Genomic DNA, 21,912 nt, shown 5'->3' on the forward strand with positions numbered 1-21,912 from the left:
GTTATTGACGGGAAGGAGGAGCGGCTGGTGGCGCCCCGGCGCTGGCCTTGCCAGCTGCGGCTGGTTGGATGCCGGTAATCACCCATTCGCCCGGCTGGCGCTCAACAAACTCAAACGCGACCGCCGTACCCGGCGTCACATCCTTGAGCAGCGTGCTGTTGGCGACCTTGAACCCCATCGTCATGGCTGGCCACTTGAGGCTGGCAATCGGCCCGTGCGCAATGCTCACCGTCCCGGCCTTCGCGTCCACGCCATCGACCTTGCCTTCGCCTTTATGACCTGCCGCAGCCCCGCCGCCGGGGTGAGCCGCCGCCGGCTCGCTGGCCTTGGGACTGGCACTGCCGACGGGAGCCGCGCTACCGAAGCTGCCGATCACGGCTTTCAGGTTGCTTTCAGCATCAATCAGGAAGTTAGCGGCAACCACCACCAGCTCGCCATCCCTGATGCCATCCAGTACCTCGACATAGTCATCGCTGCGCGCGCCAAGTTTGACTTCACGCGGCTCGAACCGTCCCTCTTTGATCTGCACCAGCACAATGCGGCGGACACCGCTGTCGATGACCGCAGACAGCGGCACTGTGACGGTGTTTTTCCGGATTGGCGCGGCCAGTTCGACCTGGGCGAACATGCCGGGCTTGAGCAATTGACCGGGATTGGCCAGCTCGACGCGCACCTGAACCGTCCGCGTTTCGGCCTTCAGGGTCGGATAAACGTAGGCGATGGTTCCTTCAAAAATCTTCTCAGGATAGGCGTTGATCTTGACCTTCGCCTTGGCGCCGGATTTGACCAGGCTAAGGTCCTGTTCAAACACGTCAGCCAATGCCCACACGGAAGACAGGTCGGTGATCTGGTAGAGAATTTCTCCGGGCATGAAGCGCATACCCTGCACGGCTTTTTTCTCCGTCACGAGGCCGGACACGGGTGAGCGAAAAGTCATGGTGCGCCGGGCCTCGCCGGATTTTGCAAGCGCCTTGACCTGCTCTTCCGAAATATCCCAATTTTTCAGCCGCATCAGGGCCGAATCAGCCAACTGTTTCATGCCGGACTGGGCCTCGCCCTCAGCGCCTTGGAGCGACTGCACGCCCTGGGCCGCAATGGCGTATTCGCGCTGCGCCGACACCAGTTCCGGGCTGTAAACCTCAAAAAGTGGTTGCCCCTTGCCCACTGCCTGACCCGTTGCGCTGACGTGCAGGCGTTCCACGTAGCCTTCGAACTTGGGCGAAATGACGTAAATGCGGCGTTCATCCGGCTCGATGCGACCGGCGGCGCGGACGATTTTATTGATCGCTTTCATGCTCGCCGCTTCGGTTCTGACGCCGAGCTTTTGAACTTTGTCGGTGCTGATTTTGATCTGGTTGGCGGACGCCGGATCGGCATCCGCTTCGCCCTCGTAGACCGGGAGGTAAGCCATGCCCATCGGGTCCTTCTTCGGTACCGGCGACTGGTCGGGCAGGCCCATCGGATTGCGGTAATAGAGGACCTTGCGTTCTTGCTTCGCGCTGTTGCCGGACTCGCCGACATTGGCCACAGCATCATGGCTGCCGCCCGTGCCGCGATTGCCCGCCCAATAGCCGCCGCCAGCCGCCAATACGGCGACAACGATCAGGCCGAGTGTGAGCTTGGTGCTTTGCCTCATAGTTCTTCTCCCAAGAGTCTTTCGATAGCTGCCAGCCGAGTCTGTGCTTCGGCCTGAGCCTTGATCTGGTTCTGCTTTGCCAGGCGGATCTGCCGCTGGGCGTCGAGCAAGGTGGCGAAATCCACCTTGCCGTTTTCATAACTCGCCAACGCCGCCTTCAACGTCAGTTCGGTCTGCGGCAGCAGGCTGTTGGTGATGGCGGCTTCGGTGCGTCGTGCGGCATCGAGACCAGACAGGTTCTCCGTCAACTCTGCGAGCACCTGGTTGGCAGTAGCGTCCTTGCGTGATCGGGCCGCCGACAGCATGGCCTCCGCTTCGCGTTCCTGCGCGCGACGCGACGACTGTTGCAAAGGGATGTTGATTTCCACCATCACTCCCCATTCCCTGACCGATCTTCTGTACTGGACGGGGGCGATGCCAAAGGTGAAATCGGGGTAACGGTTCTTGTAGGTCAGCTCGCGGTTTTTCTCGGCTGCCTTGAGGCGCGCATCTTCCGCGAAGAGCTGCGGATTGCGTCCGCGTACCCGATCTTGCAGCGCCGCATGGTCGAGATTGACCGGCTCCGGCAAGGCGCGCAGGCGTTCCGGTGCCGCCAGCGCTGCATCGGCGGGCCGCGCCAGCAGCATGTTCAAACGTGCCTGGGTCATGCGTTTTTCATTTTCCAGCGCAATCAGTTCGTTTCTGAGGTTGGTCTGCTCCACCTGCGCGCGGATCGCATCCGATTGCACAGCAAGACCGCCGGCGTAGCGGACTTGCGCCACCTTCTCCAGGCGCGACAGGAGATCGAGGACTTCCCTCGTCAGGCGCTCGTTCTGGTGCACGTAGTAAAACTGCGCGTAGCCGGATTTGATGCGTGACGACAGTTCCGCCCAGGTTCCCGCCGCGCGTCCTTTCGCACCGTCGGCCTCCAGCGCGGCGATGTCGCGCTTGAGATCGCGCTTGCCGAACCAGGGCACGTCTTGCATCAATGTATAGACGGTGCTGCCTACCCGACTTGGCGACAAGGTCGGGCTTTGTTCGCCCGCTCGGGTGATGTCCATCAATTCCACGCGCAGCTTGGGATCGGGCAATGCACCGGCTGGCCCGATCCGCTCGCCAGCAGCGTCGGCTTCATGGCGCATGCTCGCGAATTCGGGATTACTCTCCTTTGCATAGTCGAGAAGGCTTTCCACGCTGCCTCCCACGACTTGTTGGCTAGCCCACACAACAATCGGCGCACCCAGCGTCAAGGTCATTGCGACAGCGCAGATGCGTAAAACGGATTGCATATGATTTCCTTTTTTAAGGCAAGAATTTGGTGTGAAGCATCGCATCGGAGGGTTGCCCCTCCTCACACCCCTCCAAGAAGGGATCGCCCGATCAGGGGCGCGGCGTCTGCGCCGATTCAGCGTACCCGCATCGGCTGGCGGTTGATCAGGCTCTCAGCCGTTCGTCGAGCTCAATCTGCGCGGGCGCGCTGCAAACACGTCGGTTTGCCGACCATGAGGTCCCTGATGGAGCGAGCCCGAAAAACATGAAACAGGCAAACATGAAACCTCCAGACAACATGACCACTGTCCGGGCACAATGTGTGCCCGGACAGAAAACAGGGAGCGGGAGAATTTAAAGGCGGAAGCAGCAGTGGCGGACCGCGACCGATTGCGTGCTGATGCGTGCCAGCAGTGGCGCCTGTAGGCAAACGCCTGCGGGCGGCGATCTCACGCGGGCCAGCGGGTAGTCGCTGGTCATCGCGGCCAACGATGTGAGGCCGGGCAACTGGAACTTATCGGAGGTCTGCGGGTCAGACTTGCAATGGGCAGCGCAGAGACTGGGTTGCTCGTCGTCCATCGTGAGTGTCATCGACTCGGCGCAAGGCATGCCGGAACTTGCCGTCATGTCGGGCTGCTGCGCCTCCGCCCCGGCAGCCATCGCGCCCGGACAGACATGGGTGGCCATCGCCAGTTGCATGAATAGCAGGCTCATCAGTGCAAAAACCACGGTGACAAAGCGTTGGCGGCGGTTCTGGGTCATGGGGTGAGGGAGGTGGGCGGTAGCTGCAGGTATCCAAGCAACAGACTTGGAGTTTAAGCCTATTGAGCAGTCCGCGTGAGGAAAGTTCCTGACGATTGCCTCCTGCCGTTTGCTTGCCAGGTCGACTTCAGGTGACACCTCGCCGGGAAGTTTATTGAACGCTTTCTCCATGCGCGCCATGCAAGAAGCGAAGGTCATGCCCGTGTACGTTCAGGCGCAAAGATTGCTCGACCACCGAATAGACGGCGTTGTGGTGGGCATCAGCATAGCTGCTGGCGTCCAATGCCACCACCAGTCAACGCGCCTGAAGCGAGGAAATCAACGGGCAGGACACAGTTCCTCGTGCGGCGTGGCATCTTTTGACCAATGTGTCCAGCGCCGTCTCAATGCGGCGCAGGTCGCCCAGTTTTAGATGCACGTCCCGCAACTTTCGCTCAGCCAGTCCCTGCGCCTCCCGGCATTGGGTGCCGTCTTCGAGTTTTAGAAGCTCGGCGATTTCGTCCAGACTGAAGCCCAGGCGCTGCGCAGATTTTACGAATTTCACACGCTGGACCTCGGCATCGCCGTAGCGCCGGATACTCCCATACGGACGCTCCGGTTCGTCGAGCAGTCCCTTGCGTTGGTAGAAACGGATGGTTTCGACATTGACGCCGGCTGAGGTGGCAAATGCGCCAATCGTCAGGGTGGGCACACTGTGTTTCATGGGCTTGACTCCGTACTTGACTACGGAAGTAATCTTACGCTCATGAAACCCAGTTTGCCTACCAACTCGCCGCCTTCGCAGCAGCCAATGGCTCCCACGGCCTTGATCGCAGGTGGCATGGCGGCTTTTCTCGCTTCGGCCTGCTGCTTTGGGCCGCTGGTGCTTCTGTTGCTTGGTTTCAGCGGAGCCTGGATCGGCAATCTCGCCGCGCTTGAACCTTACCGCCCGGTGTTTGTCGCAGTGGCAGGGGTGGCTTTGTATGTTGCCGGACGGCGTATATACCGCCCCTTGCAGCAGTGCGCAGCGGGCGAGATGTGCGCTTTGCCCCAGGTGCGTGCAACCTACAAAGCATGCTTTTGGCTGGTAGTGATTTTGGTACTGCTTGCGCTTGCTTTCCCGTATGTCTTGCCCTTGTTCTATTAAAGGAGTTGTTCATGAAACATCTGATGGCCCTATCCGTTTTTCTGGCCGCTTCGGTAAATCCGGTTTGGGGTACACCTCAAACAGTGACTTTGTCGGTGCCCGGCATGACCTGTTCTGCCTGCCCCATCACAGTCAAGGTGGCGCTGAGTAAAACACCCGGCGTTGAGAAGGCCGAGGTCAGCTACGAAAAACGTCAGGCGAGGGTGGTGTTTGACAATGCTAAAACCAGCGCCACCGTGCTTACTCAGGCCACCGCCAACGCGGGTTATCCCTCCAGCGTGATTGGCACGGGTAAATGAGTTTGGTGGTTTTGGGCTCGACCCTGACCTGCCCGGCCTGCGCTCACCAAAAGGCTGAACAGATGCCGACAGAGGCGTGCCAATGGTTTTACGAGTGCGGGCAGTGTCATGCGCTGTTGCGGCCGAAGCGTGGGGACTGCTGTGTGTTCTGCTCATACGGAAGCGTGCCTTGCCCGCCCATTCAGCAAGCAGGCCGTGCGTCGGCTTGTTGCGGCACAGGCTGATCGCTCTACCGTGCAGGGTACTGGTTGATTTACCCCCGAGACGGACATGTAGGTTGTAGCCTACCCCGTAAAATGGTAATCTCCAACCATTTCGCGCTGCGGTGATTGCAGTATGAAATTGCTACTGTGGACTCGGCGACCGCTCGGGAGACCGCCATCGTCCGGCACATGGTGTGGGTGGACCAGACGCTACGATGTCTGGTACTGCAACCCGAAAATATCGAAACATGAAAGCGCGCTTTCGCACCCATGTGCCTCGAAGGGCTCTGCATACCGCGTCCACTTGACAAAGATCAACAGACCCCCTCGGGGCGCCGAATAGGATGAATCACTCTTTAATCATGTTCCCATGAAACTTCTTTCCAGCACCTTTGCCAAACGCAACACCGCTTTCATGGTGTTGCTGGTGTGGGTGTTCGCACTGGCTTCCGGTGTCGCCAATGCCTGTCTGCTCGAAGCGCGCGGCACCCATGGGCATCCGACGGCGACCAGTCACGCTGGCTCAGCGGCAACGCCCGCGATCTCGGCTGGCCATGCCGGGGCCGTCGTCGGCCACGACGAAAACCCAAACAGTTCCAGAGCCCCATGCCTGAAGGCGTGTGAGGATATTGCGCAGTCCCTGCCGAAGCAGGATTTGACGGCTGCGCATACAGACCCCGGCCCAGCGCCGCTGGTTTCGGTTCTCTGGACGGCGGCAACCCCTGTGGTTCCGGCGTTTCGTCAGTTGGACAGGGTGCGGCCATTGGCCCCCGAGCGGCCTATCAGGCTGCGTTATTCGCGGCTGGCGCTTTAGCCGCCCGTTGAACCTGGCGCGGACTTTCCCGATCCCCGCCCTCTCTTTTTTCACCCCTACAGGCCAATGTGCCGGGCCACAGTCGGCAACGGGTGTCATGACGTCTGCGCCGTGACGCCGCCAGAATGCGTCCTCTTTCTTTTTCACCAACCCACCAGGAGTCTTTCATGACCACTTTTCGATTTATCCCTCTCGCCCTTGCCCTGACCGCTGCCACTACCCTGGTTGCCTGCAACACCGCCCCGTCGATGCCAATGGCCATGGCCGCCGCGCCACGCGCGGCCCAGCCTGACCACCTGGCACATATGGACACGCAGACAAAAGCGATGCAGGCCATGCAGGAAAAAATGATGGCTGCCAAAACCCCCGAAGAGCGCAGTAAGTTGATGGCCGACCACATGAAATCCATGCAGGACGGCATGAAGATGATGGAGGGCATGGCCAGCCCCGGCATGGGCGGCATGGGGGGTGACATGAGCGCCCGCCACGCGATGATGGAAAAACGCATGGCGATGATGCAGACCATGATGAAAATGATGATGGAGCGGATGCCTGCCGCGCCAGCACGGTAACGGGAAGCGCATGATGCGAAGACGACAGTTGTTCCAATTTGCCGGTGTGGCGGCCGTGGCCGCTGCCGGCGGCGCCGCCTGGATGTATTACGGATCGGGACGCTCCACCGCGCTGGCAGGCGGGCCGTTTCGCCACTACCCGTTCGACCCGGTGGCCGCTGAGAATTTTCAGCAAAAGCTGTTCATTCCAGTAGGCGAGGGGCCGTTTGGCGTGCTGGATCTCGCCGGGCCCCTGAAAATCCGCGCCACTGCGGCCAGCTTTCCTCTCCTGCCCGGCCGCGAATCACCGTTCCTCCTGTACCAAACCGAACAGGCGGGCAAGGCCTACCAGAATCCGATTCTGCGCATCGAGAGCGGCGCGCGCTTCACGGCCAGTTTGGAGAACGGGCTGGCGGAATCGACCATCATTCACTGGCACGGCCTGCATGTGCCCGCCGCCATGGACGGTCATCCGGCCAGCGTCATAGCGCCGGGTGGCCGTTACGACTATGACTTCACGGTACGGGATCGCGGCGGCACATACTGGTATCACACGCACGCGCACAACCTGACCGCCAAGCAGGCCTATTACGGTCTGGCAAGCTTCTTCCTGGTGGATGACGACGACCAGCGCAGAGTCAACAAGGCATTTGATCTGCAGCTGGGCGTCACTGACCTGCCCCTGGTCATCCAGGACAAGCAGTTCGACGCGCAGGGCAAGCTCTTGTACCAGCCGGGTGTGCATGAAGCCATGATGGGCTGGCTCGGTGACATCGTGCTGGCCAACCTGACGCCCAATGCAGTGCAGGCCGTCACGCCGCGCACCTACCGCCTGCGGCTGCTCAACGGCTCGAACGCGCGTATCTACCGGCTTGCCTTTGTCAAGGGCAGCACGCCGCTGGATTTCACCGTGATCGGCACCGACGGTGGCCTGATCGAGCGGCCGGAAACGGTGAGCGAGGCCTTTCTCGCACCGGGGGAGCGCCTCGATGTGCTGCTCGACGCCGGGCAGGCGCAGGTCGGTGAGGACATCTTCCTCAAGAGTCTGACGTTCGATGCCATGGAGAATGAAGGTTCCGCTGGAGGCATGCCGGGCATGGGCGGCATGGGCATGGGACGGATGATGGCCGGCATGAGCTCGTCACGGCTGCCGCTGGGCCATGAGTTCAACGTGTTGAAGCTGTCGGTCACGGCCGGGGAACGCGTCGTCGCCAAGCTGCCGACCACGCTGTCCCAGGTCAAGCCGATTCCCACTGAGGGCGCCGCGCAGCGCAAGATCGAACTGTCGATGGGGCAAATGCGTTTTCTGATCAACGGACGCACCTTCAAAATGGATGAGATTGCGTTCGACGTCAAACGCGGCGCGGTGGAAATCTGGAACATCAGCAACCCGACGCTGGGCATACCGCACCCGATGCACATCCACGGTTTTTCGTTCCAGGTACTGGAACGGATCGGCAGCCCGCCCCAACTTGCGGCCACGGCGCGTTTCGGCAAAGGCCGTACGGTGAGCGACCTCGGCTGGAAGGACACCGTGCTGGTCTGGCCTGGCGAAACGGTGCGGGTGGCGATCAACTTTACCCACGACTTTCCCGGCGACCAGACCTATGTGTTTCATTGCCACAACCTGGAACACGCGGATGCCGGGATGATGATCAACTTTCGGGTGCAAGCGTGAAAGCCGATCAATGAGGCAAGTGTAGGCAGTTCAACCTCTGGAGATTCAGATGGAACACGAAAGCAGTCAGGGTCAACAACCCGGTCAGATGACCCCACCGCCATTCTGGCGTTCAAGATACGGAATCGGTCTGATCGTGTTCGGTGCTGTTGCCGCGTACTTTTTGCTGACGGAGCACCGTGCCCACTTCTTCGGCGCGTTGCCGTTCCTGCTGTTACTGGCCTGCCCGCTGATGCATGTCTTCATGCACGGGGGTCATGGTGGTGGCCATGCCGGACACCACGGTGGCAACAAACCGGATTCGAACCATCCCGTGGTTCAGCCTGAATCCCCCACCAGAGAACAACCATGACAAATGACACCTCTGCCTACGGACTCTGGACGCTCGTCATCCTCAATTCGGCCATATTTCTGATGTTTGCTTTCAGCTTCTTCAAGCCACAGACCGCGCGCGACTGGCGCACCTTCGGCGCGTTTGCAGGCTTTGTCGTCGCGCTGTTTGTGGAGATGTATGGCTTCCCGTTAAGCATTTACCTGATGTCGGGCTGGCTACAGACCAGATTTCCGGGCCTCGATCTGCTGTCTCACAACTCCGGTCACTTGTGGTCAACGCTTCTTGGCGACAAGGGAGACCCGCACTTCAGCCCACTGCACATTGCAAGTTATGCCTTTCTCGGCTTTGGTTTTTATCTTTTGTCGAGTGCGTGGAACGTGCTGTACCACGCGCAGCGCAGGGGTACATTGGCCACGACCGGGGCTTATGCACGTATCCGACATCCGCAGTACGTGGCTTTCGTGCTTATCCTGCTGGGCTTTCTGCTGCAGTGGCCAACGCTGCTCACCTTGCTGATGTTTCCTATCCTGCTGGTGATGTATGGACGGCTCGCGATCACAGAAGAAAAGCAGATGGGCAAGCAGTTTGGCGCCGAGTTTGAAGCCTACGCTGCACGCACGCCTCGTTTCTTGCCATCGTTCAAACAACAAATTTCCGCCGGCTAAAAGCCACCGACCTCACTGTTTATACCTGCGACATCTCTGGTTGGGAATCATCATGAAAACAAGCACCATCGAAGTCGCAGAGCTGGTCTCTACCCTGAGCGCAGTGGGGGTCGAGCGCCAGCTCGAAACAGTCACTGGCGTCCACCACGCAGACGTGAACTACGTCGCCGGCAGCGCCACGGTGCATTACGATGAATCCAAAGTCACGCTGGAAGTTATCCGCAAACGGGTAAGCGACTGTGGCTACCACTGCCGCGGTGAACTTCTTCCCACGCATGTCTGTAGCACAGCAGACCATCAGGCCAGCGCTGAGGGTCACGCGGGCCACGGGGAACATCGCGCCCCTGTAGCGACGGGCGGCACGCTGGCGCAAGACAAAGCCGACATGATGCACGACATGGGCCATGCACCGGGTATGTCCATGCAGGACATGGCGCGCGATATGCGCAACCGCTTTCTGGTGGCCCTGGTGTTTGCCATTCCTGTCTTTCTGTACTCGCCAATGGGAGAAATGTTCGGCGATTTTCCTGCACCGTTCGGACTGGATCGCAAGCTCTTTCTGTTTGTCGCCGCTACCGGGGCCATCGCCTACCCGGGTTGGCCTTTCCTCATCGCTGCCTGGCGGTCTGCCCGGAACAAAGTCGCCAACATGGCGACGCTGGTTGTGCTTTCGGTCGGCACGGGCTACATCTTCAGCGTCGGCGCCACCTTCTTCTACGAGGGGGAAGTGTTCTACGAAGCGTCAGCTGTGCTTCTGGTGTTCATTCTGTTGGGTCACTGGCTTGAGATGCGGGCCCGCGCCGGCGCCTCTGACGCGATTCGTGCGTTGATGGACCTGGCCCCGCCGTTGGCCACGGTGGTGCGCAACGGCACTGAAACCAAGGTTCCCACCTCCGAGGTGCTGGTCGGCGAAATGGTTGTCATCAAACCCGGTGACAAGATTCCGGTCGATGGCGAAATCACTGAAGGCAGCTCGCAAGTCGATGAGTCCATGTTGACGGGCGAGTCGATGCCAATCAAAAAAATGACCGGTGACTCGGTGATCGGCGCCACCATCAACAAGAGCGGAAGCTTTATCTACAAGGCGACCAAGGTGGGGGCCGACACAGCCCTTGCGCAAATCGTCAAGCTGGTTCAGGAGGCGCAGAACTCGAAGGCGCCAGGGCAACTGCTGGCTGATCGGGCGTCGCAGTGGCTGGTGTTGGCCGCCATCGTCATCGGCTTGTTGACCTTCAGTGTCTGGTTCTGGGTGCTGGGCGAGACTTTGCTGTTCGCTCTGACACTCACCATCACGGTGTTCGTGATCGCCTGTCCCGACGCGTTGGGGCTGGCAACACCCATGGCCATCATGGTGGGAACCGGCTTGGGTGCCATGAACGGCATTCTGTTCAAGAACGCTTCCGCACTTGAAAATGCCACCAAACTGACTGTCATCGTCTTCGACAAGACCGGCACGCTGACCCTGGGCCAGCCGGATGTGGTCGAGATGGTGACGGCCGAAGGCGTCAGCGAGGCGCAATTGCTTGCTACCGCGGCAGCTGTGGAAAAGTTCTCCGAGCACCCGCTGGCGCATGCGATTCTCAAGCGGGTGGGCACTGCTACCGTAGAGATTGCCACGGACTTCACCAATATTGATGGACAGGGCGCTCGCGCCACCATCGGCGCAGACACCGTCTTTCTGGGCAACCGCAAACTGATGCAGGCTGAGAACGTCAGCCTCGACGCGCTGTCGTCTGAGGCGGCGCGGCTGGAAAGCGGCGGACGCACTGCAGTGCATGTCGCCCGTGCGGGAAAACTCATAGGCCTGATTGCCATTGCAGACGCAATTCGTCCGACGTCCAAGGCCACCATCGCCAAGCTGCAGCAACGCGGCGTCAAGGTGGCGATGATGACCGGCGACAACCAGGCAACGGCCGACCGTATTGGCAAAGAGTTGGGTATCGACATTGTGCTGGCCGAAGTCCTGCCGGGTCAAAAAGCAGAGAGGATCAAGGCGTTGCAGGATCAGGGCAACAAGGTGGGCATGGTCGGTGACGGCATCAACGATGCGCCCGCATTGACCCAGGCAGATGTGGGTTTCGCCATTGGCGCGGGCACCGACGTGGCCATGGAAAGCGCGCAGGTGGTGCTGATGAAAAGCGACCCCTACGATGTGGTTGGCGCCATCGAGTTGTCGCGTGCCACGCTGCGCAAGATGCATCAGAACCTCTGGTGGGCGGTGGCCTACAACGTCATTGCCTTTCCCGTGGCAGCCGGCATTTTTTATCCATTTACTCTCTCCCCGGAAATTGCGGCGCTGACCATGTCGGGCAGTTCCGCGCTGGTGGCGCTGAACGCACTGATGCTCAAGCGCACCAGGCTAGCCGGTATCAAACCTGCGCGGGACGGGAAGGCATCAGCCACAACCTCGCCAGCCGTGTCCGGGCCATCGGCATGAACCAACGCATCAATCCCCCACCAGAAAGCCGTTCATGAAACTTGCATTTCTGGGTGCTGCGGGCACCGTCACCGGGTCAAAAACTCTGGTCACCCTGGAAGGCAAGCAGTTGCTCGTCGATTGCGGCCTGTTTCAAGGTTACAAAAACTTGCGCTTGATGAATTGGGAAGAATTTCCTTTCGATCCGACGCAGCTCGATGCTGTCGTTCTGACGCACGCCCACCTGGACCATTCGGGTGCCTTGCCACTGCTCGTGAAGCGGGGATTTCGCGGCCCGGTATTTGCCACGCCGTCCACGATCGAGGTTTGCGGGATTTTGCTGCCTGACAGCGGGCGACTTCAGGAAGAAGACGCGGAGTACGCCGACCGGCGCCAGCGCTCCAAGCACCATCCGGCACTGCCGCTTTACACTGAAGAGGATGCCAAACGGGCCTTGCGCCAGCTCAGGCCGCTGCCTTTTGAAGAGCGCTCTGACAGCATCGCGGGCATGCAGTTGCGCTTGCGGCCCGCAGGTCACATTCTGGGCGCCAGCTCGGTTGAGTTGACTGCGGGGGAAACCACGGTGTTGTTCTCGGGGGACTTGGGGCGACCCGACGATCTCATCATGCGCGCGCCAGCACCGATTGAGCGAGCCGACTACATCGTGGCCGAATCGACATACGGCGATCGTCTGCACGAAGCGTCGAATGCCGAGCTGCTGCTGGGCCAGGTGATCCAGCGCACGGCGGCGCGCGGAGGCATCGTGGTGATTCCCGCCTTTGCCGTCGGACGGGCGCAGTCGCTGCTGCATGCGATCTACCGCCTCAAGCAGCGCTCGGAAATTCCCGATCTGCCCATTTACCTGAACAGCCCGATGGCCATCGACATGACCGACATCTATCACCGGCATCGTGCGGAGCATCGTTTGTCGGTGGAAGAATGCATCGGCATGGCCCGAGTCGCCACCATGGTTCGCACGCCCGATGAGTCGCGCGCCCTGGTGGCCAGGCGCCAGCCTGCCGTCATCGTTTCCGCCAGCGGCATGGCCACAGGGGGGAGGGTGTTGCATCACCTGAAAGCACTGGCTCCCCATTCGCGCAACACCATCGTGTTTGCCGGATTTCAGGCCGGCGGCACACGTGGCGGCAGAATCGTCGCCGGTGAAAGCAGCATCCGCATTCACGGCGAGGACGTGGCGATCAACGCAGAGGTTGTCTCCCTGCCCGGTATGTCGGCCCATGCCGATGCCGAGCAGATCGTGCAGTGGCTCAAAACAGCGCCGAAGGCGCCCAAGGGCATCTACCTCAACCATGGTGAACCGGGCCCGGCGGACGCACTGCGGCAACGCATCGAGCGCGAACTCGGCTGGCCTGCAAGCGTGCCCCGACTGGGACAGACGGTGGAGATCGTGTGATCGAGGGAACCGGTCTTTGCTTGCGACCGCTGGGGATAGACACGCACCAGGAGTTCGTGATCTACATGCGGCGCGACTGCCATATCTGCAGGGCAGAAGGCTTTGAGGTGCAAACACGCGTCGAAGTCACCCTGCGAGACCGCCACATCATTGCAAAGATCAACGTCGTGGGTTTTGAATTGCTGGCGCAGGAGGAGGTCAGCCTGTCGACCAGCGCCTGGCGAGCGCTGGGCGCCGCGAGCTGCGACACGATTTTTCACCCTTCGAACCGGATTGCGCTGGCGTCCGCCCTTGCCGCGAGCGTGCGCGAATTGCTGCCGAATTCAATGACATCCCCATCGTTTCAAAGGAAAAATCATCATGCGTAAATTTATTGCTTTGCTGCTCGCACTGGTGGCCCTCGGTCTCACCGGCTGCGGTTACAACACATTTCAAACCGGTGAGGAGCAGGTGAAGGCGAGTTGGTCGGAGGTGGTCAACCAGTACCAGCGCCGGGCCGACCTGGTGCCCAATCTCGTCAGCACCGTCAAGGGTGAGGCGAAGTTCGAGCAGGACACACTGACCAAGGTGATTGAGGCTCGTTCCAAGGCTACATCGATCCAGGCGACACCCGAGCTGATCAATGACCCTGCGGCGTTCCAGAAATTTCAGCAGGCCCAAGGCCAATTGACGGGCGCGTTGTCGCGACTGATGGTGGTGTCTGAAAACTACCCCAACCTCAGGGCTAACCAGGGCTTCCGGGATTTGCAGGCGCAGTTGGAGGGCACAGAAAATCGAATCACGGTAGCCCGCAAGCGATACATCACCTCGGTACAAGACTACAACGTGACCGTGCGCTCCTTTCCCTCCAATTTGACGGCCATGGTTTTTGGCTACAAGGAAAAGCCCAACTTCACTGTCGAAAACGAAACAGAAATCGCCAAGCCGCCCACAGTCAGCTTTGATACCGCACCGGCCAAACCCGCTGTTGGTGTCTCCGGAGCGGCCAAGTGACCACGATGCGTATCGGCGCAAGGGTGGCAGCGACGATGCTGCTCGGATTCACGCTGTCCATATCCTTCCAGGCCGCTGCGCAAGTCGCTGTTCCGGTTTTGACCGGGCATGTCATGGATCTGACAGGTACCTTAACAACTGAACAGAAAGCCACGCTGGAACAAACGCTGACTGCCTTTGAAGCGCGCAAAGGCAGTCAGGTGGTCGTGCTCATGATTCCTTCGTCCGCTCCCGAGGCCATCGAACCCTATGCCCTTCGTGTTGCGGAGCAGTGGAAGCTCGGTCGAAAGAAAATCGATGACGGCGCGATCCTTGTAGTCGCCAAGAACGACCGTACGCTGCGGATCGAGGTAGGGTACGGCCTGGAAGGGGCGCTCAATGATGCCACCAGCAAACGCATCATTAGCGAGACCATTCTTCCGATGTTCAAACAGCAGGACTTCTTTGGCGGTATCACCGCTGGCGTTGCTCAAATCATCCGCGTCGTTGACGGGGAGCCTTTGCCGACTCCTGGCAAAGGCGCCGTCGGCAGTGCTGGCAGTTTTCAGCAGTACTTGCCGCTTGTTTTCATTCTGGCATTGACGGTGGGTGGCATGTTGCGTGCGGCGCTGGGCCGGGTTCCCGGGGCGCTGGTCACAGGCGGTGCCGTCGCTGTGCTGGCCTGGCTACTTGCAGGCGCTGTTTCCATGGCTTTAATTGCAGGCGCGATGGCGCTTTTTGTGACCCTGGTCAGCGGTGGCATGGGCGGGCGTGGGCACGGGCATGGTGGTTACTACGGTGGCGGTGGCCGGGGTGGCTTTGGCGGCGGAGGCTTTCGCGGAGGCGGCGGCGGATTCGGCGGCGGCGGTGCAACGGGGAGGTGGTAATCATGAAAATAGAACGCATAGTCAAGCACCTTTTTACAACTCAGGCGCAGGTCAGACGACACTTTGATCGCAGCTCTTTGACCGCTATCGAAAGCGCTATCAAAGAAAGTGAGACGGCGCACGCTGGTGAGATCCGCTTTGTAGTCGAAGACGCCTTGGACGGCTTGCCCTTGTTCCAGGGGCAGTCGGCCAGAGAGCGAGCAATTGATCTGTTCTCGCAACTGCGTGTGTGGGACACCCAGGACAACACGGGCGTGTTGATCTACCTGTTGCTGGCCGACCGGGCTGTAGAGATCGTTGCTGATCGCGGGATAAACGAAAAAGTGGACTCGCAGGAGTGGCGCAAGATTTGCCAGCAGATGGAAACGGCCTTCATGCAATCGAACTATGGAAGCGGCGTGGTCAGCGGTGTGCATGCTGTGACGCAGCACTTGGTGCAGCACTTTCCGTCGGTTGGCGGCAACGGCAATGAACTGCCAGACAAGCCGGTGGTGCTGTAATGCAGGCAACGATGGAAATAGCTGTAAGGGGATTGCTGTCTCTGCTGGCGCTATGCCTGCTGGGGTTCAGCGCAGAAGCGCTGGCCGAGCGGGACGTCAGGATAACGCGCGACGCAGACACGATCCGCATTGATGCCAGGCTGCGTGTTGACGTGCACCATCACCTCGCCTGGCAGGTGCTGACCGACTACGACAATCTCGCGCGTTTCGTCCCGGGCCTGTCAAGCAGTCGTATCGTGAGCGAGCCGGGCGCGCCGATGCTGCTCAAACAGGTTGGACAGTCAGGGCTTTTGTGGTTGACATTGCCGATCGAGGTTGTCGTTCGGATCGAGGAAGTACCGCTCGAGGCAATTCGTTTTTTTGCTGTCAACGGGACGCTAAAGAGCAAATCCGGCGAGTGGCGCATCGAGGCGCAGGACGATGCGACGCTTCTGATCTACCGGGCCAGCATTGTTCCCGGGTTCTGGGTGCCGCCACTGGTCGGGACTGCAGTGATGGCGCAGGACGTCAGGAGCAAGCTTGTAGGGGTCGCCAACGAAATGACGCGGCGTGCGGCTTCTGCCCAATCGGGGAAGCTCTGATCAGAGGTTATCAGTGAGGCAGTATTCAACGCATGCATCAGCATGTATTTTTTAAAGGAGCATGTTATGTACGGGTTTGACCACGGTGTGTGGATGATGGGTGGCTGGGTTGTGATGCTGGCGTTCTGGTTGCTGCCGTTTGTCCTCTTGTTTGTCGCCATAAAGGGTTTCTTCGGGAGGTCCAAGCCGAGCACGGACCAGAGCGCGCTTGAAATACTCGAAAAAGTCTATGCCAGCGGAAAAATCAGCCGCGAAGAGTTCCTGCGCAAGCGCGACGATTTGCAAGCAAGACCGCCCGCAGGCGTGCCTTGAATAGCGGGGCGCGCGTGCCACCGCCTTGTCACCGAATATGCTTACCACTGCAAAGGAGAAAGTCATGTCTTTAGTACGGAACTTCCATCAAGTCAGGATCGGCGGCCGGATCCTTGCGGTCGCGCTTGGCCTGGTGGCTACGCCTTTGGCCGCTCTGGCGCAAACCAGCGCGGAGGCAACAGCCACGCGCTCGTCGAGTGATCGAGGGGTGACGGTCAAAGTGACACCGAAGTTGGTCGGGTCACCGGGCAGCCGCTGGGAATTTGGCATCGTGCTTGAGACCCACAGTACCGACCTGAGTGACGACCTGACTCAAATTGCCACTTTGACGACCAACGATGGGCGTATCCTCCGGCCCACGGCCTGGGTTGGCGCGGGTCCCACCGGCCACCACCGTGAAGGCGTGCTTGCATTCGAGGTTCCGCCGCCGCGGCCAAGTGCGGTTGAACTCAAGATCGCGCGGCCGGGTGAGTCCGAGCCCCGGATATTTCGCTGGCAACTCTGATCAACACCCGAACTGAAGTTCGATATCGATCCCAACAAGTACATCAAGTACATCAAGGAATTGAATGTGTTTCTCGGCCACCGCGAGTTTTTCTGCTGGCGTCGTTCTGGTGGGATTGGGTACGCTTACCCTTAGAGCGGTACGCCGCCCACGGGAGCTGCTGCTTGCCTCCATCCCTCTGTTGTTTGGCATCCAGCAACTAATCGAAGGCGTGATCTGGCTGACATTTAGCTACGAGGCGCCTTTACTCAACGTGGTGATGACGCATCTCTACTCGTTTTTCTCTCACGTACTGTGGCCGGTCTATGTGCCGGTGGCGGTGCTGCTTGTCGAGCCGCCCGGGTGGCGCCGGAAAGCCCTGGGCCTCTTTGCAGCGGGGGGCTTTGCAGTGGGCGCCTATCTGATGTACGCCCTGGTGGCATTGCCCATCGTCTCGCGACCGACGGGTCAGCACATTGAGTATGTTGCGCCGCATTTCTTTGCAGCGACCGTGATGAGCCTGTACCTGCTATCGACCACGGTCAGCCCTGTTTTTTCCACGTATCGAACGGTGAAAGTCTTCGGTGTGCTGGCGCTCCTGTCATTTGGTGCGGTGTACTATTTTTATGCGGCATGGTTCATTTCGGTGTGGTGTTTTTTTGCAGCCATGTTGAGCGTCATCATTTATTTTCACCTTGTACAGCGACGCCTTTCCCGCGAGGAAGTGAACTGGTGATATCTGCGCCGCGCACATTGAACCATGAGCCGTCCCACCGCCCTTGATGCATCGCGGGTTGAACCTGCGGACCTGCGGTCCGCGCAATTGGCGTGGCTGGCGGCTGCGGTATTTGTTGTATCGGCTGGCTACGGGGCATTGCTGCCACTGCTGCCTGGTTGGCTGACTTCGATGATGCTCATTGCCTACGGCCCGGAAGTAGCTCGCCATGTCGGCTTCCTCAGCGGCGTGTATGCCGCAGGCGTGCTGATTGGAGCCCCCTTGTGGGGAGTCGTTTCAGATCGCACCGGGCGAAGTCGAATACTCATCGTCGGGCTTATTGGATACGTTGCAAGCCTGCTTCTTCTGCTTGTTCCGGCTTTTTCCAGTTTGTGGGGCCTCTACGCGTTGCGTGGCATGACCGGTTTCTTTGTGGCGGCGGTTGTTCCCGTGGTTTCAGCACTTGTTGCTGAAAATACGCCCGACCAGCATCGCGCACGACGCTTCGCGTGGCTAGGCGCGGTGTCGCTTCTTGGATTCCTGTTCGGGCCTGCGCTGAACGTTGCGGCTGATGTTGTTGCGCGATGGACAGGCGAGGGGCTTATTTCTTCAGCGCGGGCTGTGATTATTCTGTCTGCGCTGTCAGGCGCGGTCATGATGGTGGGGCTGACCCGAACCCTGCCTGCACCTGGTAGTGCTGCTGCACGTGCTTACGCCGGACCCGCAGCCTACGGCGGAGCTCGCCTCATTTCATTGTGGTGGGTTAGCGGCACAGTGATGTTTGTACTCGCAGGCTTTGAATTGGGCATTGTTCTGCAGGGGCAGCAGCAGGCAGTGCTGTCGGCTCGCCAGGCCGCGATGATGCTCGCAGAGTGCAGCCTCGTGATGCTCGGCATCAACGCACTTCTTTTCTTCACGGGGCTGCTTGAGAAGGTTCCGTCGCGTACCTTGCTGGCCGCTGGGATGATTCTGGCTTTGGCAGGATTGGTCGTGTTGACCATACATCGGTCTGAGGTCTGGATGTACCTGGGCGTCAGTTTGATAGCTGCCGGTATCGGTCTTATTTTGCCAGTCGTTGCTTACCTGGCCGCTGGCGCTTCATTCAACAAGCTGGGCGCCACCATGGGCGGTCTGGCTGCGGCCGCTGGCTTTGGACAGACGCTTGGATCGGCCTTCGGCGGATGGCTTTTCGGTAGCTTCCCGCAGGGCGGTTTTGGATGGCTGAGTATTCCGCTGGTCGTCATGCTGGGTTTCCTGTGGGCACGGCGCGACTGGTGTGCAGATTCTCTCCGCCGCATCGCTTAGCCACCGCGTTCGGCCCGCTAAAACGGCCACCCATTCCTCGCTGTGGGGGTGCCGAACGCCGTTTCGGAACGCTGGCGGAGAGGGTATTTAAGCGCGTTGCCGCCGCGCAAGCCACCAGCCAGTCATCCTGAAAAAAACTGGCGGGAGTATCAGCATTTCGCCATGCTGAACCCGGTCATCAGCATCAGCGCGTAACCGGCCCAACCCGGTTGGTCTGCCCAGACTGATCGGCCCAGCCAACACAGAAAATCAGCATGACGATGAGCCCGTCCCCATGACTGGGAACGATGCAGTGCAGCGCAAGCTCGGACCAGCTCCCACCCTCGACATACAGCGGCATTTGCGCCACTTCCCATGGAAAATTGAGCAGGACCGAAATCACAAACAGCACGGCCAGTCCGGGAAGTATTTTTTCGGTGTAATCTGGTTTTTCCATGTTGAGGCGTAACCCTGTTTTCACCTGCACCGAATGGTGCAAGTGACAGGGCATCGCCAGATGCTTGAATCAGGGTTGAGCGTGCGCAGGCTGTAGGTTGCAGCCTACGCGGCATGGCGGCCATCCCGTGCGCGTTAGATGTTGCCGAGCGCGCATTGTGAATGGGTTGTGGCATTTCGGCGCTGCGATTGTCTTCTACTTTGCCGACTCAAACTACCATCTGGAGAACCACCATGCCTCATCAACAATACAAGGCCTGCATTGAAGCTTGCAACGCCTGTGCCGTGGCCTGTAACCATTGCGCTACTTCCTGTCTGCATGAAACCGACGTCAAGATGATGGCCAAGTGCATCGCACTGGATATGGATTGCGCCCAGATTTGCGCATTGGCTGTAGCTGCCATGGCTCGGGGTAGCGCCCACGCCAAAGCGATCTGCGCACTTTGCGCTGAGATCTGCCAGTCCTGCGGGGACGAATGTGCGAAACACCATATGGCGCATTGTCAACAATGCGCCACAGCCTGCCATCAGTGCGCTCAAGAGTGCCGCAAAATGGCCACGATGGTCTGAACAAGCGCCAACATTCAGAAAGAACCTGCCATGAAAATCCATCTCAAAAAAATCAGACCCGCATCTTTGGCTCTTGCCGTCCTGAGCTTCGCGATGGCAAAGACCCGAAGATAAAGACAATGGACAAAGCGATCATCGCTGCGCAAAAAAAGAAATTGCCCAGTTCGACAAGTTTCTGACCACAAATGGTCTGTCTACCGACAAGATGAACAAATAGGCCGACCGAAGTCGGTCTCGGGTTCGTGCCTGAGACCGCTTCGCCCCGCATTTACTTGGCAGGCTGGATGTCAGTCACAACAATGGCCTCGCCAGACTTTTCTGCCTTGAAGCGAATCTTGTCGTCAACTTTTGCCTTACCCAGCAAGGCGGCGTCCTTGACCTGAAACACCATGGTCATGCCCGGCATGTCAAGGTTTTTGATCTCGCCGTGTTTGATGGTGATTTTTTTGTTGTCCATATCAACCTTGCGGACTTCGCCGTCAGCCATGTCGGAGCGAGCCGCCATCATGGTCTCTTTCTTGACATCGGCCGCCGCCACGGTCACGACTGCGGGTGAGGCTGCTTGTGCAGAACTGGCGCCACCCGCTACATTGATCAGGCCTTTCATACCCGCGTCATAGTGGCCGGGCTGTAGGCAGGCAAAGTCCACTTTCCCCGCCTTGGTGAATTGCCAGATAATCTCACCGGTTTTCCCCGGTGCGACTGTGACCATGCTGGCATCGGCGTGCTCCATCTCGGGATTTTTCTTCATGACTTCATAGTGCTCCTTGAGGTCCTTTTGGGTACCCAACACCATTTCGTGCTTGACCTTGCCGGAGTTCTTTACGACGAAGCGGATAGTTTCACCCTGTTTGACCTTGAAGTTTGAAGCGTGAAAGCGCATGTCGTCTTTCATGTCGACGGTGACTGTGCGCGTCACCTTGGATGTGGCGCCAGGCTTGCCAATCGCGCTATCGTCGTGATTGCCCGCATGGCTGCCGGCCGCCATGGCGGACAAAGAAAGCAAGACGCTGGTCAGCGTGAGCAGGATGTCTCGTGATTTCATGGAAAACCTTTCAATGGTGGTGTTCGAAGAAGTAATCAGTCCTGCATATTTGCCCAAGGACAAGTTCAAAATGGATGTGAATTTTCCGACCATTTCCGGAGCGCCTGTTATCCGTTTCGATTTTTAGAAAATCGCGTCCGTAAAGCTGAAAATCCATCACATTACGAACGATAGTTTAGATAACCATCCCCGACGCCAGACCCACCACGGGATTACAAATCTGTAATCTTCCAGAGCGCACAATTGAAGCTATGCAAATAAAAATACCATGCGTCTTCTGGTGATCGAGGACGAGATTAAGTTGGCCGGATACCTGCGCCAGGGCCTCACCGAAAACGGTTATGTCGTCGACGTCGCGCACAACGGCATCGATGGGAGGCATCTCGCAGTCAGCGGCGACTACGACCTGATTCTTCTGGACGTGATGCTTCCCGGCATGGATGGCTTTGGGGTGCTTGAAGCTATCCGAAAAAACAAGTCGGTACCCGTGTTGATTCTCACCGCTAGAGACCAGGTGGAAGACCGGGTGCGAGGCTTGCATGACGGTGCCGACGACTACTTGATCAAACCGTTTGCATTTTCCGAGTTGCTGGCCCGTGTCCTGGCGCTGCTGCGTCGCGGCATGGGCCATGCATCGGCAGAGGCTACGGTTTTAGCGTTGGGGGATCTGCAGCTCGACCTTGTCAAGCGCAAGGCAATGCGCGCCGGCGAACGACTTAGCCTTACGGCCAAGGAGTTTAATTTGCTGACGCTCTTGCTTCGTCGACAGGGGCAAATTCTTTCTCGGACTACCCTTGCGGAGCAGGTCTGGGACATGAATTTTGACAGCGATACCAACGTGGTGGAGGTCGCCGTTCGGCGCCTTCGAGCCAAGCTCGACGATCCCTTCCCTGCCAAGCTGTTGCATACGGTCCGCGGCATGGGTTATGTGCTGGAAGCGCGCGATTTAATCGCTTGAAT

Annotated in this window: 28 protein-coding genes and 1 pseudogene; 22 read left to right on the plus strand and 7 right to left on the minus strand. The window is 59.1% G+C overall.

From position 1 onward, the window contains the following. Position 1: 1 nt before the first annotated feature. The 4 genes from Q8O29_RS11410 to merR form a co-directional block, all read right to left on the minus strand. Entirely contained in the window at positions 2–1,636 is a 1,635-nt protein-coding gene (locus tag Q8O29_RS11410) for an efflux RND transporter periplasmic adaptor subunit (RefSeq protein WP_305562855.1), read from the minus strand. After that, positions 1,633–2,904: a TolC family protein gene (locus Q8O29_RS11415; RefSeq protein WP_305562857.1), complete on the minus strand. Its 1,272-nt coding sequence runs from the start codon at positions 2,902–2,904 to the stop codon at positions 1,633–1,635. The genes Q8O29_RS11410 and Q8O29_RS11415 overlap by 4 nt, the downstream gene beginning before the upstream one ends. Positions 2,905–3,238: 334 nt before the next feature. Beyond that, entirely contained in the window at positions 3,239–3,646 is a 408-nt protein-coding gene (locus tag Q8O29_RS11420; RefSeq protein WP_305562859.1) for a hypothetical protein, read from the minus strand. Positions 3,647–3,941: 295 nt separating this feature from the next. Next, positions 3,942–4,349 carry an Hg(II)-responsive transcriptional regulator gene (gene merR, locus Q8O29_RS11425; RefSeq protein ID WP_305562861.1) on the minus strand — a complete coding sequence of 136 codons (408 nt, stop codon included), beginning with the start codon at positions 4,347–4,349 and terminating at the stop codon, positions 3,942–3,944. 87 nt (positions 4,350–4,436) lie between these two features. On the opposite strand from merR, the gene merT reads away from it, so the two are divergent. The 19 genes from merT to Q8O29_RS11520 all read left to right on the plus strand — a co-directional run bounded on the left by merT (position 4,437) and on the right by Q8O29_RS11520 (position 18,902). Continuing rightward, positions 4,437–4,772 (plus strand): mercuric ion transporter MerT, encoded by a 336-nt coding sequence (gene merT / locus Q8O29_RS11430; protein WP_305562988.1) that lies wholly within the window; start codon positions 4,437–4,439, stop codon positions 4,770–4,772. A gap of 11 nt (positions 4,773–4,783) precedes the next feature. Beyond that, positions 4,784–5,071, plus strand: coding sequence for a mercury resistance system periplasmic binding protein MerP (gene merP / locus Q8O29_RS11435; protein WP_305562863.1), 288 nt, complete (start codon positions 4,784–4,786; stop codon positions 5,069–5,071). Further along, positions 5,068–5,295 (plus strand): GDCCVxC domain-containing (seleno)protein, encoded by a 228-nt coding sequence (locus Q8O29_RS11440; RefSeq protein ID WP_305562865.1) that lies wholly within the window; start codon positions 5,068–5,070, stop codon positions 5,293–5,295. Before merP ends, Q8O29_RS11440 begins: the two co-directional genes overlap by 4 nt. Positions 5,296–5,644: 349 nt before the next feature. Beyond that, a complete protein-coding gene (locus tag Q8O29_RS11445; protein WP_305562867.1) occupies positions 5,645–6,088 on the plus strand; it encodes a hypothetical protein in 444 nt (147 codons plus the stop codon). A gap of 167 nt (positions 6,089–6,255) precedes the next feature. Further along, positions 6,256–6,660 carry a hypothetical protein gene (locus Q8O29_RS11450; protein ID WP_305562869.1) on the plus strand — a complete coding sequence of 135 codons (405 nt, stop codon included), beginning with the start codon at positions 6,256–6,258 and terminating at the stop codon, positions 6,658–6,660. A gap of 10 nt (positions 6,661–6,670) precedes the next feature. Then, the gene (locus tag Q8O29_RS11455; protein WP_305562871.1) at positions 6,671–8,317 is read left to right on the plus strand and encodes a multicopper oxidase family protein; all 1,647 of its coding nucleotides are present in this window, start codon (positions 6,671–6,673) and stop codon (positions 8,315–8,317) included. Positions 8,318–8,366: 49 nt separating this feature from the next. Continuing rightward, the gene (locus tag Q8O29_RS11460; protein ID WP_371134218.1) at positions 8,367–8,669 is read left to right on the plus strand and encodes a DUF2933 domain-containing protein; all 303 of its coding nucleotides are present in this window, start codon (positions 8,367–8,369) and stop codon (positions 8,667–8,669) included. After that, positions 8,666–9,316: an isoprenylcysteine carboxylmethyltransferase family protein gene (locus tag Q8O29_RS11465; protein WP_305562873.1), complete on the plus strand. Its 651-nt coding sequence runs from the start codon at positions 8,666–8,668 to the stop codon at positions 9,314–9,316. The genes Q8O29_RS11460 and Q8O29_RS11465 overlap by 4 nt, the downstream gene beginning before the upstream one ends. A gap of 52 nt (positions 9,317–9,368) precedes the next feature. Further along, on the plus strand, positions 9,369–11,753 hold the full coding sequence (locus Q8O29_RS11470; protein WP_305562875.1) for a cation-translocating P-type ATPase: 2,385 nt from the start codon (positions 9,369–9,371) through the stop codon (positions 11,751–11,753). A 34-nt stretch (positions 11,754–11,787) separates the two neighbouring features. Further along, positions 11,788–13,146: an MBL fold metallo-hydrolase gene (locus Q8O29_RS11475; protein ID WP_305562877.1), complete on the plus strand. Its 1,359-nt coding sequence runs from the start codon at positions 11,788–11,790 to the stop codon at positions 13,144–13,146. Next, the gene (locus Q8O29_RS11480; protein ID WP_305562879.1) at positions 13,143–13,514 is read left to right on the plus strand and encodes a hypothetical protein; all 372 of its coding nucleotides are present in this window, start codon (positions 13,143–13,145) and stop codon (positions 13,512–13,514) included. Before Q8O29_RS11475 ends, Q8O29_RS11480 begins: the two co-directional genes overlap by 4 nt. Continuing rightward, complete coding sequence (locus tag Q8O29_RS11485; RefSeq protein ID WP_305562881.1) at positions 13,507–14,139, plus strand: LemA family protein; 633 nt, start codon at positions 13,507–13,509, stop codon at positions 14,137–14,139. Before Q8O29_RS11480 ends, Q8O29_RS11485 begins: the two co-directional genes overlap by 8 nt. 5 nt (positions 14,140–14,144) lie before the next feature. Further along, positions 14,145–15,005, plus strand: coding sequence for a YgcG family protein (locus tag Q8O29_RS11490; RefSeq protein WP_305562992.1), 861 nt, complete (start codon positions 14,145–14,147; stop codon positions 15,003–15,005). 2 nt (positions 15,006–15,007) lie between these two features. Next, positions 15,008–15,505, plus strand: coding sequence for a TPM domain-containing protein (locus Q8O29_RS11495; protein WP_305562883.1), 498 nt, complete (start codon positions 15,008–15,010; stop codon positions 15,503–15,505). Beyond that, positions 15,505–16,086: an SRPBCC family protein gene (locus Q8O29_RS11500; RefSeq protein ID WP_305562885.1), complete on the plus strand. Its 582-nt coding sequence runs from the start codon at positions 15,505–15,507 to the stop codon at positions 16,084–16,086. The genes Q8O29_RS11495 and Q8O29_RS11500 overlap by 1 nt, the downstream gene beginning before the upstream one ends. Positions 16,087–16,128: 42 nt before the next feature. Further along, positions 16,129–16,398: an SHOCT domain-containing protein gene (locus tag Q8O29_RS11505; protein ID WP_305562887.1), complete on the plus strand. Its 270-nt coding sequence runs from the start codon at positions 16,129–16,131 to the stop codon at positions 16,396–16,398. A 64-nt stretch (positions 16,399–16,462) separates the two neighbouring features. Next, positions 16,463–16,903, plus strand: coding sequence for a hypothetical protein (locus Q8O29_RS11510; protein WP_305562889.1), 441 nt, complete (start codon positions 16,463–16,465; stop codon positions 16,901–16,903). Positions 16,904–16,967: 64 nt separating this feature from the next. Continuing rightward, positions 16,968–17,618 carry a DUF6629 family protein gene (locus tag Q8O29_RS11515; RefSeq protein WP_305562891.1) on the plus strand — a complete coding sequence of 217 codons (651 nt, stop codon included), beginning with the start codon at positions 16,968–16,970 and terminating at the stop codon, positions 17,616–17,618. 24 nt (positions 17,619–17,642) lie between these two features. Continuing rightward, positions 17,643–18,902 (plus strand): MFS transporter, encoded by a 1,260-nt coding sequence (locus Q8O29_RS11520; protein ID WP_305562893.1) that lies wholly within the window; start codon positions 17,643–17,645, stop codon positions 18,900–18,902. 184 nt (positions 18,903–19,086) lie between these two features. Here Q8O29_RS11520 and Q8O29_RS11525 read toward each other — a convergent pair whose 3' ends face one another. Next, positions 19,087–19,338 (minus strand): hypothetical protein, encoded by a 252-nt coding sequence (locus Q8O29_RS11525; RefSeq protein WP_305562895.1) that lies wholly within the window; start codon positions 19,336–19,338, stop codon positions 19,087–19,089. A 233-nt stretch (positions 19,339–19,571) separates the two neighbouring features. Here Q8O29_RS11525 and Q8O29_RS11530 point away from each other — a divergent pair, with 233 nt between their 5' ends. Beyond that, positions 19,572–19,907, plus strand: coding sequence for a four-helix bundle copper-binding protein (locus tag Q8O29_RS11530; protein WP_305562897.1), 336 nt, complete (start codon positions 19,572–19,574; stop codon positions 19,905–19,907). Then, on the plus strand, positions 19,847–20,086 hold the full coding sequence (locus Q8O29_RS11535) for a hypothetical protein (RefSeq protein WP_305563000.1): 240 nt from the start codon (positions 19,847–19,849) through the stop codon (positions 20,084–20,086). Before Q8O29_RS11530 ends, Q8O29_RS11535 begins: the two co-directional genes overlap by 61 nt. Before the next feature lie 89 nt (positions 20,087–20,175). Here the strand turns inward: Q8O29_RS11535 and Q8O29_RS11540 are convergent, their stop codons facing one another. Then, positions 20,176–20,415, minus strand: coding sequence for a copper-binding protein (locus Q8O29_RS11540; protein ID WP_371134223.1), 240 nt, complete (start codon positions 20,413–20,415; stop codon positions 20,176–20,178). 63 nt (positions 20,416–20,478) lie between these two features. Then, positions 20,479–20,952 (minus strand): annotated as a pseudogene (locus tag Q8O29_RS11545) (plastocyanin/azurin family copper-binding protein); the annotation flags it as partial. A 268-nt stretch (positions 20,953–21,220) separates the two neighbouring features. Between Q8O29_RS11545 and Q8O29_RS11550 the strand changes: the two are divergent. After that, on the plus strand, positions 21,221–21,910 hold the full coding sequence (locus Q8O29_RS11550; protein WP_305562899.1) for a heavy metal response regulator transcription factor: 690 nt from the start codon (positions 21,221–21,223) through the stop codon (positions 21,908–21,910). The last annotated feature ends 2 nt before the right edge of the window (positions 21,911–21,912 follow it).

The sequence above is a fragment of the Polaromonas sp. genome, from assembly GCF_030689685.1.
Lineage (GTDB): Bacteria > Pseudomonadota > Gammaproteobacteria > Burkholderiales > Burkholderiaceae_C > Polaromonas.

What these genes read in the sequence shown, in the direction of transcription:
- Q8O29_RS11420 (WP_305562859.1), bottom strand. Translation starts at nt 3,646, where the DNA reads ATGACCCAGAACCGCCGCCAACGCTTTGTCACCGTGGTTTTTGCACTG.
- merT (WP_305562988.1), top strand. Translation starts at nt 4,437, where the DNA reads ATGGCTCCCACGGCCTTGATCGCAGGTGGCATGGCGGCTTTTCTCGCT.
- Q8O29_RS11495 (WP_305562883.1), top strand. Translation starts at nt 15,008, where the DNA reads ATGAAAATAGAACGCATAGTCAAGCACCTTTTTACAACTCAGGCGCAG.
- Q8O29_RS11500 (WP_305562885.1), top strand. Translation starts at nt 15,505, where the DNA reads ATGCAGGCAACGATGGAAATAGCTGTAAGGGGATTGCTGTCTCTGCTG.
- Q8O29_RS11415 (WP_305562857.1), bottom strand. Translation starts at nt 2,904, where the DNA reads ATGCAATCCGTTTTACGCATCTGCGCTGTCGCAATGACCTTGACGCTG.
- merR (WP_305562861.1), bottom strand. Translation starts at nt 4,349, where the DNA reads ATGAAACACAGTGTGCCCACCCTGACGATTGGCGCATTTGCCACCTCA.
- Q8O29_RS11540 (WP_371134223.1), bottom strand. Translation starts at nt 20,415, where the DNA reads ATGATGGCGGCTCGCTCCGACATGGCTGACGGCGAAGTCCGCAAGGTT.
- Q8O29_RS11440 (WP_305562865.1), top strand. Translation starts at nt 5,068, where the DNA reads ATGAGTTTGGTGGTTTTGGGCTCGACCCTGACCTGCCCGGCCTGCGCT.
- Q8O29_RS11445 (WP_305562867.1), top strand. Translation starts at nt 5,645, where the DNA reads ATGAAACTTCTTTCCAGCACCTTTGCCAAACGCAACACCGCTTTCATG.
- Q8O29_RS11490 (WP_305562992.1), top strand. Translation starts at nt 14,145, where the DNA reads ATGCGTATCGGCGCAAGGGTGGCAGCGACGATGCTGCTCGGATTCACG.
- merP (WP_305562863.1), top strand. Translation starts at nt 4,784, where the DNA reads ATGAAACATCTGATGGCCCTATCCGTTTTTCTGGCCGCTTCGGTAAAT.
- Q8O29_RS11475 (WP_305562877.1), top strand. Translation starts at nt 11,788, where the DNA reads ATGAAACTTGCATTTCTGGGTGCTGCGGGCACCGTCACCGGGTCAAAA.
- Q8O29_RS11470 (WP_305562875.1), top strand. Translation starts at nt 9,369, where the DNA reads ATGAAAACAAGCACCATCGAAGTCGCAGAGCTGGTCTCTACCCTGAGC.
- Q8O29_RS11450 (WP_305562869.1), top strand. Translation starts at nt 6,256, where the DNA reads ATGACCACTTTTCGATTTATCCCTCTCGCCCTTGCCCTGACCGCTGCC.
- Q8O29_RS11535 (WP_305563000.1), top strand. Translation starts at nt 19,847, where the DNA reads ATGCGCCACAGCCTGCCATCAGTGCGCTCAAGAGTGCCGCAAAATGGC.
- Q8O29_RS11525 (WP_305562895.1), bottom strand. Translation starts at nt 19,338, where the DNA reads ATGGAAAAACCAGATTACACCGAAAAAATACTTCCCGGACTGGCCGTG.
- Q8O29_RS11530 (WP_305562897.1), top strand. Translation starts at nt 19,572, where the DNA reads ATGCCTCATCAACAATACAAGGCCTGCATTGAAGCTTGCAACGCCTGT.
- Q8O29_RS11455 (WP_305562871.1), top strand. Translation starts at nt 6,671, where the DNA reads ATGATGCGAAGACGACAGTTGTTCCAATTTGCCGGTGTGGCGGCCGTG.
- Q8O29_RS11550 (WP_305562899.1), top strand. Translation starts at nt 21,221, where the DNA reads ATGCGTCTTCTGGTGATCGAGGACGAGATTAAGTTGGCCGGATACCTG.
- Q8O29_RS11410 (WP_305562855.1), bottom strand. Translation starts at nt 1,636, where the DNA reads ATGAGGCAAAGCACCAAGCTCACACTCGGCCTGATCGTTGTCGCCGTA.
- Q8O29_RS11465 (WP_305562873.1), top strand. Translation starts at nt 8,666, where the DNA reads ATGACAAATGACACCTCTGCCTACGGACTCTGGACGCTCGTCATCCTC.
- Q8O29_RS11515 (WP_305562891.1), top strand. Translation starts at nt 16,968, where the DNA reads ATGTGTTTCTCGGCCACCGCGAGTTTTTCTGCTGGCGTCGTTCTGGTG.
- Q8O29_RS11505 (WP_305562887.1), top strand. Translation starts at nt 16,129, where the DNA reads ATGTATTTTTTAAAGGAGCATGTTATGTACGGGTTTGACCACGGTGTG.
- Q8O29_RS11520 (WP_305562893.1), top strand. Translation starts at nt 17,643, where the DNA reads ATGAGCCGTCCCACCGCCCTTGATGCATCGCGGGTTGAACCTGCGGAC.
- Q8O29_RS11510 (WP_305562889.1), top strand. Translation starts at nt 16,463, where the DNA reads ATGTCTTTAGTACGGAACTTCCATCAAGTCAGGATCGGCGGCCGGATC.
- Q8O29_RS11485 (WP_305562881.1), top strand. Translation starts at nt 13,507, where the DNA reads ATGCGTAAATTTATTGCTTTGCTGCTCGCACTGGTGGCCCTCGGTCTC.
- Q8O29_RS11460 (WP_371134218.1), top strand. Translation starts at nt 8,367, where the DNA reads ATGGAACACGAAAGCAGTCAGGGTCAACAACCCGGTCAGATGACCCCA.